Source organism: Pseudonocardia sp. N23, assembly GCF_002583555.1.
In the GTDB taxonomy this organism is placed as follows: Bacteria; Actinomycetota; Actinomycetes; order Mycobacteriales; family Pseudonocardiaceae; genus Pseudonocardia.
Genome location: NZ_BEGX01000114.1, coordinates 496,516 through 510,588 on the forward strand (window position 1 = coordinate 496,516; position 14,073 = coordinate 510,588).

The following is a 14,073-nucleotide window of genomic DNA, read 5'->3' on the forward strand; positions in this document are numbered from 1 at the left end:
CCGCGAGCAGGCCCGGCGCACATCAGCGGGGCGGCGATTCACAGCACGCCCACACGTGTGGTCAGCCCGGTGGCGGCTCCGTCAGCGGGGTCAACGCCGGAACGTTCACCACGATGCCCTCCTGCGTGCTGCGCGAGATCACGACGACGGCGGGTTGCGCGGGGTCGGGGTTCTCCTCGCGGTGCGGGACGTACGGCGGCACGAAGATGTAGTCGCCCGGGCCGGTGCGGATGCGGACCTCGCCGTGGCCGTCGTGGAACACGAACTCGGGTCGCCCGCTGACGACGTAGATCGACGTCTCGGCCTCGCCGTGGTGGTGGTTGCCGGAGTTCGTGGCGGGCGCGACGTGGGTCTCGCCCGTCCAGATCCGCTCGGAGCCGACGGTCCTGCCGCTGACGGCCTCGAGCCGGGTCATGCCGGAGGTCTGGGCGGTGTCGCCGACGAGCTCGCCGGCCCGGACGTGGTGGATGTGCGCGCGCGACGGCGCCGCGGTGGCCGCGAGGTCGGGGTGGAAGGTCATCGGTGCGGCCCGAGCGTCTCGACGTGGGCGATCACCGGGACGTCGGCCCCGAGCCGGAGCCGTTCCAGGAACTGCACGACCGACGCGGCGGCGGTGCGGTGGGTGGCGTCGTTGAGCGCGTCGTGGTGGCCGTCGACGACGGTGACGAGCTCGCCGCGTGCCAGCCCGGTGTACCAGGCGCGGGCGCCGGTGAGCGGGCTGACGGTGTCGGCCGCGCCGTGCAGGCCCAGTACGGGGACCGCGATGCGGGCGGGGTCGGCGGAGGCGAGCCAACCGGTGGGGACGCGGTCGGCGAGGGCACCGCGGCGCACCCCGGAGTCGTCGTCCAGCCGGGCCCGGTGGGTGGGGCACGCGGTGCGGGCGACGAGCTCGTCGTCCCAGCCGGCAGGCCCCCGGCCGGTGTCGACGGGCAGCCCGGCGAGGACGAGTGCGTCGACACCTCCGAGCCCGCCCGCGACGAGCCCGGCGGCGAACAGGGCCCCGGTGTCGGACCCCACGAGGACGACCGGCCCCGGCTCGGCGGGCAGCAGTGAGCGGATCTGGCCCTCGGCGCGGTCGGTGTCGACGGCGGGGTCGGCCACGGCCCACACCCGGTACCCGTCGGCGCTGATGCGGCGGCCGAAGCGCTCGTAGACACCGGCGTGCTCGCCGCGTCCCGGGACGACGACGACGGTGCCGCGCACGGCGACCGCTGCGGGTTCACGCCAGCAGGCGACGACAGGGACAGCGCTGGTCAGGCTCACGTGAGCACCTTTCCGTTCGGGGAGTGTGCGAGCTGTGCGCGCAGCTCGGCGCGCTCGGCGCGGCCCATCCCGCCGCCGCCGATCGTCGGCGCGGAGCCGATGAGCAACCGTGTGTAGGGGTGGCTCGGCGCGGTGACGACCTGCTCGGTCGTCCCGGTCTCGACGACGTCGCCGTGGTGGAGGACGGCGAGCCGGTCGGTGATGCCTGCGACGGAGCCGAGGTCGTGGGAGATGTAGAGCAGCCCGATGCCGCGGTCGGCGCACAGGGACGCGAGGAGGTCGAGGACCTGCACGCGGGTGGCGGCGTCGAGGGCGCTGACGGGTTCGTCGCAGATCAGCAGCCGTGGGCGGGCGATCATGGCGCGGGCGATCGCGGCGCGCTGGCGCTGTCCGCCGGACACCTCGGCGGGCAGCCGGGTCGCGAGCGCCGGGTCGAGCCCGACCAGCGCGAACGCCCCGGCGACGCGGTCGTCGAGGTCCGGGGTGCCGCGCACGTGCAGCGCCTCCCCGACCGACTCGCCCAGGGTGAGGTCTGGGTCGAGGCTGCGCAGCGGGTCCTGGAAGACGTACTGCACGGCCCCGGAGCGGCGGAACGCGCGCAGCCGGGCGCCGCGCAGGGCGGTGACGTCGGTGCCCGCGACGTCGATCCCGCCCTGCTCGACGCGGTGCAGGCCGAGGACGGTGCGGGCGAGCGTCGTCTTGCCGGAGCCGGTCTCGCCGATCAGGCCGACGCTCTCGCCAGGGGCGACGGTGAGGTCGACGCCGTGCAGGATCGTGCGCCGTTCGCCCCCGCGGCCGAGGCGGACGACGAGGCCGGAGACCGCGAGGAGCGGGTCAGCCATGGACGGTCACCGCCGGCCGGAACCGCTCGATCCCGTAGCGGGCGTGGGCGTCGACGAGCGAGCGTGTGTACGCGTGCGCCGGCGCGGTGAGGACGTCGCCGGCGGTGCCGCGTTCGACGACGACGCCGTCGCGCATGACGACGACCTCCTCGCACACCTGCGCGACGACGGCGAGGTCGTGGGAGACGAGGATCAGCGCGAGCCCGGTGCGCTCCTGCAGGTCGGAGAGCAGGTCCAGGACCTCGGCCTGCACGGTGACGTCGAGCGCGGTGGTCGCCTCGTCGGCGATCAGCAGGTCCGGCTCGGCGCAGATGGCGACGGCGATCAGGACGCGCTGCAGCATCCCGCCGGACAGCTCGAACGGGTACTGCCGGTACACCCGGGCCGGTTCGTGCAGGCCCATGTCGGCCAGCAGCTCGACGGCGCGGTCGCGGGCGGCGCGCCGGCCCAGCCCGACCCGCACCCGCAGCACCTCGGCGAGCTGACGCCCGACGGTGATCGACGGGTTGAGGTAGGAGGCGGGGTCCTGGAAGACCGCGCCGATCCGGGTGCCGCGGATGCCGAGCCAGCCGCGGGCGTCGAGGGCGCGCAGGTCGGTGCCGTCGAAGGTGATCGTGGTGTCGTCGCCGTTACGCAGCCCGGGCGGCAGGATCCCCAGCAGCGACCGGCAGGTGAGCGACTTGCCGCTGCCGGACTCGCCGACGACGCCGAGCGTCGCGCCGCGGGCGACGGTCAGGTCGACGCCGGTGACGAGCGGCGTGTCCCCGGTGTGGACGGACAGGTCGCGGACGGTGAGCAGGACCTCAGCCGACATGGGCGGTCACCTTCCGGGGGGCGGGACGGCCGGGGGCGTCGCGCAGCGCGTCGGCGATCCCGTTGCACGCCCACACGGTGGCGACGATCAGCGCCGCGGGAACGAACGGGCCGAACGGTCGCTGGAACAGGTACTGCAGGTCGGTGGCGAGCATCCCGCCCCACGTCGGCGTGGGTGGGGTGATGCCGATGCCGAGGAACGTCAGCGACGACACGATGACCAGGCTCGCGCCGAGCAGGCTCGCTGTGGCGACGGCGACGGCGGGCACGACCTTGGGCCACACGTGGCGGTGCAGCACCGTCCACGGCGACGCCCCCGCCAGCACCGCGGCCTCCACGTACTGCGCGGTGGCGACGGGCAGCGCGGCGGCCCGGGTGACCCGGTAGAAGCCGGGCGAGATCAGGATCCCGACGGCGAGCATCGCCTGCTGCAACCCGTTGCCCAGCAACGCGGTCATGGCCACGGCGAACACCAGGAACGGCAACGTCACGAACGCCTCCATGAGGCGCAGCGAGAACCACTCGAACACCCGGCCCAAGCGCACCGACAGCAGGGCCGGGACGACGCCGAGCACCAGCCCGACGGCCACGGCCTCCAGCGCGGCGACCAGCGACAGCGTCGACCCGGCGAGCAGCCTGCTGAGCACGTCGCGGCCGACGTTGTCGGTGCCGAGCCAGTGCCCGGCGGACGGCCCGGCGAGGATCGCCCGCGGGTCCTGCAGCAGCGGGTCGTGCGGGGCGAGCCACGGGCCGACGGCGGCCAGCACCGCGACGACGACGAGCACGACGGCCGAGATCGTCCCCGACCGGCTCGCGAACAACGGGCGCAGCATCAGGTCCTCCGGCGGGCGGCGGGGCGCAGCCGCAGCAGCAGTGTGTCGACGACGAGGTTCGCGACCAGCACCAGCACGATCGCGACGACGAGCGCGCCCTGCACCACCGGCACGTCCCCGCGCAGCGCGCCGTCGGCGGCGAAGCGGCCGAACCCGGACATCCCGAAGATCGACTCGGTGACGACGGCCCCGCCGACGAGGATCGGGATGCGCAGGCCGAGCACGCTCAGGGCGGGTCCGGCGCCGTTGCGCAGCACGTGGACCAGCAGGACCCGCCGCGGGGAGAACCCGCGGACGACCGCCCCGAGGACGTAGTTCTCCTGGTAGGCGCTGACCAGGCCGGTCCGTAGCTGGCGGGCGATGTCGGCGACGGCGTCGAGGCTGAGCGCGATGGCGGGCAACGTGATCAGCGCGAGCCACATGCCGGGGTCCTGTGAGAAGGGCACGTAGCCCGCCGACGGCACGAGCGGGACCAGCACGCTGAACACCACGATCAACGCGACGGCGACGACGAACGGCGGCAGCGCGGAGACGACCGAGCAGAAGGCAGTGACGGCCCGGTCGAACAGCCGGCCCCGCCACACCGCGGCGCCGATCCCGAGCAGCGTGCCTGCCACGAAGGCGATGACCAGCGCGAACCCGGCGACGGACAGGCTGATCGCGAGCCGGTCCCCGATCTGCGACGACACGCTCACGCCGTTGAGCCACGAGCTGCCCAGGTCGCCGCGCAGCACGTGGGAGAGCCAGTCCACGTACTGGACCAGGACGGGCCGGTCGAGGCCGAGGTCGGCGCGCACGCGGGCGACGTCGGCAGGGGTGGCGGAGTCCCCGAGCAGCAGCCCGGCGGGGCTGAGCCCGCTGACCGCGCCGAGCAGGAAGGTCAGGAACGTCGCGAACAGGAAGACGGGCACGGTGAGCGCGACGGTGCGCAGCAGCCAGCGGACGGCACCGCCGAGCGGGCCGCTGCGCCGCGGCCGGGCGGGGTCGGCGACTGCGGCGGCCGTGCCCCACCCGGTCCCGGCGACGGAGACCGTCACGACGTGCTCCCGACCGTCACGCCCTCCCACCGGTACTGCGACAGGAAGTGCGGCAGCGGCGAGACCTTCTTGTTGCGCACCGCGACCCGCGGCAGGGTGCCGAGGGAGAAGCTCGGCGACATCTGGACGCCCGTGCGCACCGCGGTCTGCAGCACCGTCGGGTAGTCCGGGGAGTCGAGCGGGGTGCGGCGCACGGCGTCGAGGGCGGCGAGGAACTCCGGCGTCGAGACCTTGCTGGTGTTCATCAGGCCCTGCTCGCCGTAGACGACGGTGAGGTTCTGCACCGGCGACTCGCGCCCGACCGTGCCGTCGAGCGCGAACTGCGCCTTGCGCCCCAGGTAGACCTCCTGCTGCCAGGTCGACGACCCCGGCGGCACGACCTTGATCGTGGCGTTGACGCCCACGCCCTGCAGCTGCTGCTGGACGAGCTCCGCGGTGGACTGCGAGACCGAGTTGACCGTGATCGTCAGCGCCAGCTGCCCCGGCGCGTAGCCGGCGTCGGTGAGCAGCTGCCGCGCCTTGGCCGGGTCGTAGGCGAACAACCCGTCGAGGGTGGGGTCGTAGGCGACGTAGCCCTTCGGGAACGGCTGGTAGGCCACGTCGCCGACACCGGCGTTGACGACGTCGACGATCTGCCTGCGGTCGACCGCGTACTTGAGGGCGTCGACGACGCGGCGGTCGGTGAGCGGGGCGAGGCCGCTGTGCACGTCGACCTGGTTGACCTGCAGCGAGTCGATGACGTCGACCTCGAGCCCGGCCGCCTTGGCCTGCGGGATCTGGTTGCCCGGGATGTAGGAGACGTCGAGCGCGCCGGACTGGACGGCGGCGACGACGGTCGCCGCGTCGGTGGTCGGGGTCAGCTCGAGCCGGTCGATCTTCACGTCGGCCGCGTCCCAGTAGCCGGGGTTCTTGACCAGCACGGCCTTCGACTCCGGCACGAAGCTCTCGAACCTGAACGGGCCGGCACCGACGGGCGCGGTCGGGATCGCCGCGGCGTCTTTGGTGAACGCGGCCGGGCTGACGATCGCGCCGGTCTTGCCCGCCAACAGGTTCGGCACCTGGTAGTCGGGGGCCGCGAGCTGCAGGGTCACGTCGCGGTCACCGGCGACAGTGATGTCCTTGATCGTCGCGAGCTGGTCCTTGAGCAGGGAGTTCTGCTGCGTCTTGCCGCGCAGGAGGCTCTGCTTCACGGCGTCGGCATCGAGCGGGGTGCCGTCGGTGAAGGTCAGGTTCGGCCGCAGCGTGAACGTCACCGCGGTCCCGTCGCCGTTGTACGTCCAGGACTCCGCGAGACCGGGGACGGCCGTCGCCTTCTCGTCGAGCTGGGTGAGCGAGGCGTAGACCAGGCTGATCGTGTTGATGTCGTTGCCGGTGCTGGACGTGACGGGGTCCCACGAGGTGGGCAGCGCGAAGCCCCACCTGAGGGTGGCGCCGGACGCCGAGCCGGCACCGGTGCCGCACGCCGCGAGGGTGACGGCGGCGGCCGCGACGAGCGCGGCGACTCTGAGGAGGGTGCGGGGGCGGGCCATGGGGGGTGGTCCTCCGGGGACTCGGATTCGGGGACTGGGGGTCGGGATCAGCTGTGGACGGGCACGCGCGCGGCCTCGCGCGCGACGGTGTGGACGTTGCGCGGGATCGGCAGCCCGAGGTTGCCGCGCAGGGTGGTGGCCTCGTACTCGGAGCGGACGACGCCGCGCTCGCGCAGGATCGGCAGCACCTCGCCGGTGAAGCGGGCGAGCTCGCTGGGCACAGTGACGTGCACGTTGAGGCCGTCGAGGCCGCGGCCGGTGAACCAGCGCTCGATCTCGGCGGCCACGGTCGTGGCCGACCCGACGAACGGCTGCGGCGTCGACGACATGAACCGCTCGACGGTCTGGCGCAGTGTGAGGCGCTCCTCGCGGGCGACCTTCTTGATCTGTTCGGCCTGGGTGCGGAACGAGTCGGCACCGAGGTCGCCGAGGTCGGGGAAGGGCGCGTCGAGGTCGTAGGAGGAGAAGTCGTGCCAGCCGAAGGGCCGGCCGAACTGGGCGAGGTTCTTGGCGAAGTCCTTGCCGAGCCGGTTGGCCCGCTCGATCTCGCGGGCCTCGTCGTCGGTGTCGGCGATCACCGGGGTGACCCCCGGCATGATGAGGACGTGGTCGGGGTTGCGCCCCTTCGCCGCGACGCGCGCCTTGATGTCGCGGTAGAAGGCCTGCGCCTTCTCCAGTGTCGGTGAGTGCGTGAAGATGCCCTCGCCGACGCTCGCGCCCAGGTCGCGGCCCTCGTCGGAATCGCCGGCCTGGAAGATCACCGGCTGTCCCTGCGGCGAGCGGGAGATGTTGAGCGGGCCGCGGACGGAGAAGTGCTCGCCCACGTGGTCGAGGCGGTGCTGCCGGGTCGGGTCCACGAACACCCCGGACGTGGTGTCGCGCGGGAACGCGTCGTCCTCGTAGGAGTCCCAGAGTCCCTGGCAGACGCGCACCGACTCAAACGCCCGGCCGTAGCGGGAGGCGTAGTCGAAGTGCTCGTCGCGGCTGTAGTTGGCGGCGGTGCCGCCGTCACCGGTGGCGACGACGTTCCACCCGGCGCGACCTCCCGAGATCAGGTCCAGTGACCCGAGCCGGCGAGCCAGGTTGAACGGCGTGTTGTACGACGTCGTCAACGTGCCGACCAGCCCGATGTGGGTGGTCGAGACGGCCAGGGCCGACAGGAGCGTCAGCGGTTCGAGCCGGTTCAGGTAATGGGGTGGCGAGTCCGGGGTGATGAACTGGCTGTCGACGATGAACACCAGGTCGAACAGGGCGGCCTCGGCCTGCCGGGCCCGTTCGATGTACCAGCGGATGTCGATGCTGGCGTCGCCCGGGATCTCGGGGTGGGTCCAGGTGTCGTGCTGGCCGGGACCGCCGACGCCCATCAGGACGGCGCCGAGCTTCAACTGCCGGACCATGCGGTGCGACCTTTCTCGCGCAGGGGTCACCGCCCCGGGACGCGGAGGCGCACGGGAGCGGTGTGAGGGTGACGAGCGGGACGGAGACCGGTCGGGCGGGCACAGGAGTGCCCGGGCGTTCAGCGCGCGGGACCGGTCAGGCGGTGTGGCGACGACACGTCGCGGTGGACGTCCGGCCGAGATCCACGGCACGGCGTCGGGTGAGCAGCACGGCACCGGCAGCGCACGAGGTGCGCACACGAGCCGGGCGGTCTGCCATGACCCGATCGTGTCACGCGGGGTTCGGCGCGGTCCAACTCGGAGTTCCGATCACATTCGATAGAGAACATTGATCGGTGTGTGCTTCTCTCTGCGCATGGGCGGAACCCTGGACCTGACGCAGCTGCGCAGCTTCGTCGCCGTCGCCGACTGCGGCGGCTTCCATCGCGCCGCCAACGCCCTGCACGTCAGCCAGCCCACGGTGAGCCATCACGTCCGCAGGCTCGAGACCGTCGTCGGACAGCCGCTCATGGTCCGCGAGGGCCGCACGTCGCGGCTCACCCCGGCGGGTGAGCTGCTGCTCGCCGAGGCCCGTCGCATGCTCGCGCTCAACGACGAGACCCTGCGCCGTCTCGGCGCCGCGCACGACGTCGACGAGGTCGTCGTCGGGTCCACCGAGCACGCCGCCGATCAGCTGCTCCCCGAGCTCGCCTCCGCCCTGCAGGACTCTCTCGGGGTCAGCCGCGTCCGGTTCCGGCTCGACCGCGGAGCCGTCCTGCGGTCCGCCCTCGACAAGGGCGACGTGGACCTCGCGCTGCTGTTCGGCACCCCCGACGACGACCGCTCCACCGGATCGGGGCGGCTGACGCTGCGCTGGTACTCCGCGCCCGGCTGGGCCCCGCCCACCGACGGCACCGACATCCCGCTCGTCGCCTTCGACGAGCCCTGCGCGATCCGCTCCCGCGCGCTCGACACACTTGCCGCGCACCGGCTCCCGGCCGCCGTGGTCTGCGACGCCGCCTACCTCGGCGGGGTGCTGGCGGCTGCGCGGGCCGGGCTCGGCGTGGCCCTGCTCGCGACCGTCGGGCGCACCCCCGAGGGCCTCGTCGCCCGTGACGACCTGCCCCTCGTCGACCCGATCCCGCTGGCCGTGCGCTCACGGCGCGGCCTGCGCCGCGATCTCGCCGCCGAGGCCGCCCGGTCGATCCGGCAGGTCCTCGACGTCGCGGGCTGACCGCCTGCGAGCATGTGCCGGATGCGCGTACTGGTGCTGAGCTGGGAGTACCCGCCGGTCGTCGTGGGCGGGCTCGGGCGGCACGTGCACGCGCTGGTGCGGGAGCTGGCCGCGGCGGGGCACGAGGTCGTCGTCGTCGCGCGGCGCGAGACCGGCACCGACGCCGCCACCCACCCCACCACCGACGGACCCGATCCCGACGACCCACGCGTCCGCGTGCTGCACGTCGCCGAGGACCCCGCTCACCTGCGATTCTCCGACGACATGGTCGCCTGGGTGCTCGCCATGGGGCACGCTCTGCTGCGGGCCGCGCTGACCCGGCTGGGAGGCTGGCGCCCCGACGTCGTGCACGCCCACGACTGGCTCGTTGCCCACCCCGCGATCGCGCTCGCCGACACGCTCGGCGTTCCGCTGGTCGCGACGATCCACGCCACCGAGGCGGGGCGGCACGCCGGCTGGCTGACGACCCCGCTGAGCCGGCAGGTGCACTCGATCGAGTGGTGGCTGGCCCGCCGGGCCGACGCCGTCGTCACCTGCTCGCGGGCGATGCGTACCGAGGTCGCCACCCTCTTCGACCTCGACCCGGACACGATCTCGGTGGTGCACAACGGGATCGCACCACGCCGGTGGAGCGTGCCCCCCGCCGCGCGCGACGCCGCCCGCCACCGCTGGGCCCCCGGGGACGTGCCGCTGCTCGTCTACTTCGGACGGCTGGAGTACGAGAAGGGTGTCCAGGACCTCGTCGCGGCGCTGCCCCGGGTCCGGCGCGCGCACCCGGGGACGCGGCTCGTCGTCGCCGGGACGGGTACCCAGCGCGACATGCTCGTCGACCAGGCCCGCCGGCACCGGGTACGCCGCTCGGTGCGTTTCGCCGGTCACCTTCCCGACGATGATCTCGCCGCCCTGCTCACCGCAGCGTCGGCGGTCGTGCTGCCCAGCCGCTACGAGCCGTTCGGCATCGTCGCCCTGGAGGCCGCGGCCGCGGGCGCGCCGCTGGTGGCGTCGACCGCAGGCGGCCTCGGGGAGGTCGTCGTCGACGGGGTGAGCGGGCTGTCGTTCGCTCCGGGCGACGTCGGCGGCATCGCGGACGCCGTGCACCGGGTGCTCGACGACCCGGTCGCGGCGGGCGAGCGGGCCCGCACGGCGCGGGCCCGGCTCGCCCCCGACTTCGGCTGGCCGGTCATCGCGGTGCGAACCGCGGCGATCTACGCCGCCGCCCCAGCGGGCGGCGCGATCGAGGCCGGACGGCCGAAGATCCCGACCGGGAACGTGCTGGACGGGCTCACCCTGCGGTGAGAACCTCGAGCGCCGCGTCCGGATACTCGTCGGCCAGCCGGGCAACCGTGTCGAACCGGTCCTCGGCGACGGCCTGGTTCACGGCCGCGGTGTAGTCGTCGGCGAGCGCCTGAAGTCGCTCGGACATCTCGTGCGTCATGGTGCGCTCCTCTCGGTGGTTCGTCCGTCATCTGCATGAACGAGGTGATCTTGAGCGTCGTTAGCGATGACGTCGCAGGTCACACCGGGTTCTCGCGGACACCTGGCCCTTCGGTGAGGCTGCGCTGCACCGCGGCGTCGGTCTTGCGGGCGATGTCGGCGATCGCGGCGCGGTGCGCGGCGGCGGCCTCGTAGTCGGCGACGCGGTCGCGCACCACCCGCGCGGGCGCTCCCACGGCGATCGAGAACCCCGGGATGTCGCCCTTGGCCACGGCGTGCGCCCCGAGGACGGTGCCGCGGCCGATCCTGGTGCCGCGCAACACCGTCGATTTCACCCCGAGCCAGCAGTCCGGCCCGATCCGCACCGGGGCCTTGACGATCCCCTGGTCCTTGATCGGGACGGTGACGTCGTCGACACGATGGTCGAAGTCGGTGACGTACACCCAGTCGGCGACGATCGTCGCGGCCCCGATCTCGACGTCGAGGTAGCAGTTGACGGTGTTGTCCTTGCCGAGGACGACCTTGTCACCGATGCGCAGCGAGCCCTCGTGGCAACGGATCGAGTTGCCGTCGCCGATGTGCACCCAGCGGCCGATCTCCAGCCGCCCGTAGCCGGGGCGGGCGTGCAGCTCGACGCGGCGCCCCAGGAACACCATGCCGCGCAGCACGACATGCGGGTTGGCGGCCCGGAACCGCAGCAGCCGCGCGTAGCGGACCAGGTACCAGGGCGTCCACGCCCGGTGCCGGACGATCCAGCGCAGGGAGGCGAGGGTGACGAACCGGGCCTGCTCGTCGTCGCGGCGGCGGGACCAGCGGCGCCACACCGGCGCCCCCCACATGCTCGTCATGCGCCGACGATAGGACGTGTGCGGCCCTGGCGGCGGGGGTAGGCCCGGCGATGGCAGACAACAGATCCCGCACCGGCGACGCCCCCGGCGACGAGGGGGGCGGCGGCTCGGTCGCCGACCCCGGCTCGCACAGCGGCGGCGACGACTCCGTGACCACGGTCGTCAGCGGGGGCGAGGGCGACGAGGGAACCTCCCGGACCGCGGCCCGGGAGGTCGCCGGCGAGGACGAGAGCGAGCCGACGCGGTCCGAATGACCCCGGCCCTCACGCCAGACCGTTCTCGATCGCGTACCGCACCAGCGCCGCGCGGCCCACGACGTCGAGCTTGCGCAGGATCCGCTGCACGTGGTTCTCCACCGTCCGCGGGGACAGTACGAGGCGCACCCCGATCTGGCGGGCGGTGAGCCCGTCGACGACGAGCCGCACGATGTCGAGCTCCCGTTCGGTGAGCGGCACGGGATCCGCGGCGGCGGTGCCGTAGGAGTCGAGCACCAGGTCGGCGACACCGGGCCCGAACACGACCTCACCGGCGGCGACGCGGGTGACGGCGTCGGCGAGCTCGGTCCAGCCGGTGTCGCGGCGCAGGAACCCCGACGCCCCGGCACGCAACGCCGCCAGCACCGGCTGGTACTCGACGGTCTCCCCGACGGCGAGCACATGGGCCGTCGGGGCGGCGTCGAGCAGCACGCCGACGAGGTGCAGGCCCTCGGTCCCGTCGAGCGGGTCGGCCGCCGCGAGGTCGAGGACCACCACGACGTCGTCGGACGTCAGGAGCTGCACCGCCGCGGCCGCGTCCCCCGCTCGCCCCCGGACGTCACAGCCCGCGGCCCGCAGCCCTGTCGCGATCCGCTCGCCTACCCCGGCCTCAGCGACGACCACGACCCGCGCCGACATCCCGCTCCTCCCGCGCGCCACCGGCCCACGGCCGGGCACACCCGGCGCATCGTCGCATCCCCGCCGGGACGGTCCTGCGCGTTCGCGACCGCACCACCCGTCCGGACACGAACGACCACACCCCCGGCGCGAGTGCGATCACCGTCAGTCGTCGAGGCCTTGTTCGATGGCGTAACGGACGAGCTGCGCCCGGTTGTGCAGCTGCAGCTTCCGCAGGGTGTTCTGGACGTGGCTCTCCACCGTGCGGTGCGACACCCCCAGCCGGTCGCCGATCACCCGGGCCGTGAGCCCCTTCGCGACGAGCCGCAGCACGTCGGTCTCCCGCTCGGTCAGCGCGGGCACGCGCCCGTCGCCCGCGGCCGGGCACGGGTCGTCGGCGAGCCGCCGGTACTCCCCCAGCACCAGCCCCGCGAGGCCCGGCGTGAACACCGGGTAGCCGTCCGCGGTGCGGTGCACGGCGTCGAGCAGCTCCTCCGCGCTCGCCGACTTCACGAGGTAGCCGGTCGCGCCCGCCTTCACGGCCTCCAGCACGTCGGAGTGCTCACCGGAGGCCGACAGCACGAGGATGCGGGTGTCGGGCAGGGCCTCGACGATGCCGCGGATGGCGTCGGCACCCGACGTCGCGCCGAGGTTGAGGTCCATCAGCACGACCTGGGGGCGGACGGCGCGGGCGATGCGCACGGCGGCGTCGGCGTCCGGGGCGGTGGCGACGACGTCGAGACCCCGTTCGCCCAGGTCACGGGCCACGCCCTCACGCCAGATCGGGTGGTCGTCGACGACCATGACTGTCACGCTCACGTCTGCACCATCTCCCGCGGCACCCTGATGGTCCACTCCGTCCCGCGGCCCGGGCCGGTGTCGCAGGTGATCGTGCCGCCGAGCTCGCGCACCCGCCCCCGCATCGACGCGGCCACCCCGAGCCGGCCCTCGGCCTCCGCGGCGGCGAGGCGGCCGTCGGGGATTCCCGGCCCGTCGTCGCGGACGCTGATCTCCACCTCGCCGCCGAGGTCTTCCACGAACACCCAGGCAGGCGCGTCGGCGCCGACGTGCAGAGCCGTGTTCGCGAGCGCCGCCCCGACGGCGCCGAGCAGGGCGTCGACGACGCGCGCGGGCAGGTCCAGGGCGTGTGCGGGCGCGGACACGCTGATCCGGGACGACGCCAGCGTGCGCACCGCGGCGGCCAGGTCGCGACGGCCACCGCCGTCGACCCCCGCGGTCCCGCTGGTGAGCAGCGTGCGCAGCACGATCTCCTGCTCCCCGGCGAGCGTCCCCAGCTCGCCCGCACCGCCGCCGAGCTCGGCACCGCGGCGGCGGACGTGCGCAAGGACCTGCAGGACACCGTCGTGGATGCTGCGGGCGAGCCGTTCGCGTTCGGCCGCCGCGGCCTGCTCGGCCACCGCCGCGCGCACCCGTTCCGCGGAGCGGCGCAGCACGCCGGAGCAGAACCCGACGGTCGCGCCGGCCAGGATCAGCAGCTGGACGTCGGCGAGGTCGACGAGCGTCATCGGACCGGACGTCAGCGTGACCGCGACCAGCGCCCCCGCGATGACGGCCGCACCGGCCAGCCCGCCGCGCAGCCCGAACGCGATCGCCAACGCCAGCGCGGCGCCGGGCGTCCAGATCGAGCCCATCAGCGGGGTGTCGCCGGTGAGCTGGGCCTGACTCTGCACGAGCGGGGTCGTCAGCATCACCGCGGCGGTGACCACGAGGTCGACCGCCGCGACCGTGCCCCGCCGGTCGGGGCCGTCGCGACGCGGGAAGTAGGCCAAGCCGGTGACGACCGTCCACACCCCCATGACGGCGACGACGAGGCCCGCGCCGAGCGGATGGGCGTACTCGCGCACCGACACCATTACGAAGATCGACGTGCTGACGAGCGTGAGCACCCGGTAGACGAGCAGCCCCCGCCACAGCGGCTCCAGCGGGCGGTCCATGCCGACATACTGCCGGGTGCGCCCGACGCCCGGATCC

Annotated in this window: 16 protein-coding genes; 3 read left to right on the forward strand and 13 right to left on the reverse strand. The window is 73.9% G+C overall.

The genetic code is table 11. The features are described from left to right. Positions 1-61: 61 nt before the first annotated feature. Genes TOK_RS26690 through TOK_RS26725 form a run of 8 tightly spaced genes read right to left on the reverse strand, consistent with a single transcriptional unit; the run spans position 62 to position 7,714 of the window. Positions 62-520, reverse strand: coding sequence for a cupin domain-containing protein (locus tag TOK_RS26690; protein ID WP_098960704.1), 459 nt, complete (start codon positions 518-520; stop codon positions 62-64). Further along, positions 517-1,263: an alpha/beta hydrolase gene (locus TOK_RS26695; protein WP_098960705.1), complete on the reverse strand. Its 747-nt coding sequence runs from the start codon at positions 1,261-1,263 to the stop codon at positions 517-519. Before TOK_RS26695 ends, TOK_RS26690 begins: the two co-directional genes overlap by 4 nt. Continuing rightward, the gene (locus TOK_RS34475) at positions 1,260-2,105 is read right to left on the reverse strand and encodes an ABC transporter ATP-binding protein (RefSeq protein ID WP_098960706.1); all 846 of its coding nucleotides are present in this window, start codon (positions 2,103-2,105) and stop codon (positions 1,260-1,262) included. Before TOK_RS34475 ends, TOK_RS26695 begins: the two co-directional genes overlap by 4 nt. Next, entirely contained in the window at positions 2,098-2,919 is an 822-nt protein-coding gene (locus TOK_RS34480) for an ABC transporter ATP-binding protein (protein ID WP_098960707.1), read from the reverse strand. The genes TOK_RS34475 and TOK_RS34480 overlap by 8 nt, the downstream gene beginning before the upstream one ends. Beyond that, positions 2,909-3,751 carry an ABC transporter permease gene (locus tag TOK_RS26710; RefSeq protein WP_098960708.1) on the reverse strand — a complete coding sequence of 281 codons (843 nt, stop codon included), beginning with the start codon at positions 3,749-3,751 and terminating at the stop codon, positions 2,909-2,911. Before TOK_RS26710 ends, TOK_RS34480 begins: the two co-directional genes overlap by 11 nt. Beyond that, positions 3,751-4,788, reverse strand: a complete 1,038-nt coding sequence (locus TOK_RS26715; RefSeq protein ID WP_098960865.1) for an ABC transporter permease — start codon at positions 4,786-4,788, stop codon at positions 3,751-3,753. Before TOK_RS26715 ends, TOK_RS26710 begins: the two co-directional genes overlap by 1 nt. After that, positions 4,785-6,317, reverse strand: coding sequence for an ABC transporter substrate-binding protein (locus TOK_RS26720; protein ID WP_098960709.1), 1,533 nt, complete (start codon positions 6,315-6,317; stop codon positions 4,785-4,787). The genes TOK_RS26715 and TOK_RS26720 overlap by 4 nt, the downstream gene beginning before the upstream one ends. 47 nt (positions 6,318-6,364) lie before the next feature. Next, the gene (locus tag TOK_RS26725) at positions 6,365-7,714 is read right to left on the reverse strand and encodes an LLM class flavin-dependent oxidoreductase (RefSeq protein ID WP_098960710.1); all 1,350 of its coding nucleotides are present in this window, start codon (positions 7,712-7,714) and stop codon (positions 6,365-6,367) included. Between the two features lie 355 nt (positions 7,715-8,069). Between TOK_RS26725 and TOK_RS26730 the strand changes: the two genes are divergently transcribed. Both TOK_RS26730 and TOK_RS26735 read left to right on the forward strand, forming a co-directional pair. Further along, on the forward strand, positions 8,070-8,927 hold the full coding sequence (locus tag TOK_RS26730) for a LysR family transcriptional regulator (RefSeq protein ID WP_098960711.1): 858 nt from the start codon (positions 8,070-8,072) through the stop codon (positions 8,925-8,927). 21 nt (positions 8,928-8,948) lie between these two features. Further along, positions 8,949-10,223: a glycosyltransferase family 4 protein gene (locus TOK_RS26735; protein ID WP_098960712.1), complete on the forward strand. Its 1,275-nt coding sequence runs from the start codon at positions 8,949-8,951 to the stop codon at positions 10,221-10,223. Here TOK_RS26735 and TOK_RS32970 read toward each other — a convergent pair. Both TOK_RS32970 and TOK_RS26740 read right to left on the reverse strand, forming a co-directional pair. Then, positions 10,210-10,362, reverse strand: coding sequence for a hypothetical protein (locus TOK_RS32970; protein ID WP_172457798.1), 153 nt, complete (start codon positions 10,360-10,362; stop codon positions 10,210-10,212). The genes TOK_RS26735 and TOK_RS32970 overlap by 14 nt on opposite strands. Before the next feature lie 79 nt (positions 10,363-10,441). Next, entirely contained in the window at positions 10,442-11,209 is a 768-nt protein-coding gene (locus TOK_RS26740; protein ID WP_098960713.1) for a DapH/DapD/GlmU-related protein, read from the reverse strand. Between the two features lie 50 nt (positions 11,210-11,259). Between TOK_RS26740 and TOK_RS26745 the strand changes: the two genes are divergently transcribed. Continuing rightward, positions 11,260-11,463: a hypothetical protein gene (locus TOK_RS26745; RefSeq protein WP_098960714.1), complete on the forward strand. Its 204-nt coding sequence runs from the start codon at positions 11,260-11,262 to the stop codon at positions 11,461-11,463. Positions 11,464-11,472: 9 nt separating this feature from the next. Here TOK_RS26745 and TOK_RS26750 read toward each other — a convergent pair whose 3' ends face one another. From TOK_RS26750 to macS, 3 genes are all read right to left on the reverse strand, one after another. After that, positions 11,473-12,102: a response regulator transcription factor gene (locus TOK_RS26750; protein WP_098960715.1), complete on the reverse strand. Its 630-nt coding sequence runs from the start codon at positions 12,100-12,102 to the stop codon at positions 11,473-11,475. Between the two features lie 144 nt (positions 12,103-12,246). Further along, the gene (locus TOK_RS26755) at positions 12,247-12,900 is read right to left on the reverse strand and encodes a response regulator transcription factor (RefSeq protein ID WP_253258653.1); all 654 of its coding nucleotides are present in this window, start codon (positions 12,898-12,900) and stop codon (positions 12,247-12,249) included. Next, the gene (macS, locus tag TOK_RS26760; protein ID WP_098960717.1) at positions 12,897-14,036 is read right to left on the reverse strand and encodes a MacS family sensor histidine kinase; all 1,140 of its coding nucleotides are present in this window, start codon (positions 14,034-14,036) and stop codon (positions 12,897-12,899) included. The genes TOK_RS26755 and macS overlap by 4 nt, the downstream gene beginning before the upstream one ends. Between the last annotated feature and the right edge of the window lie 37 nt (positions 14,037-14,073).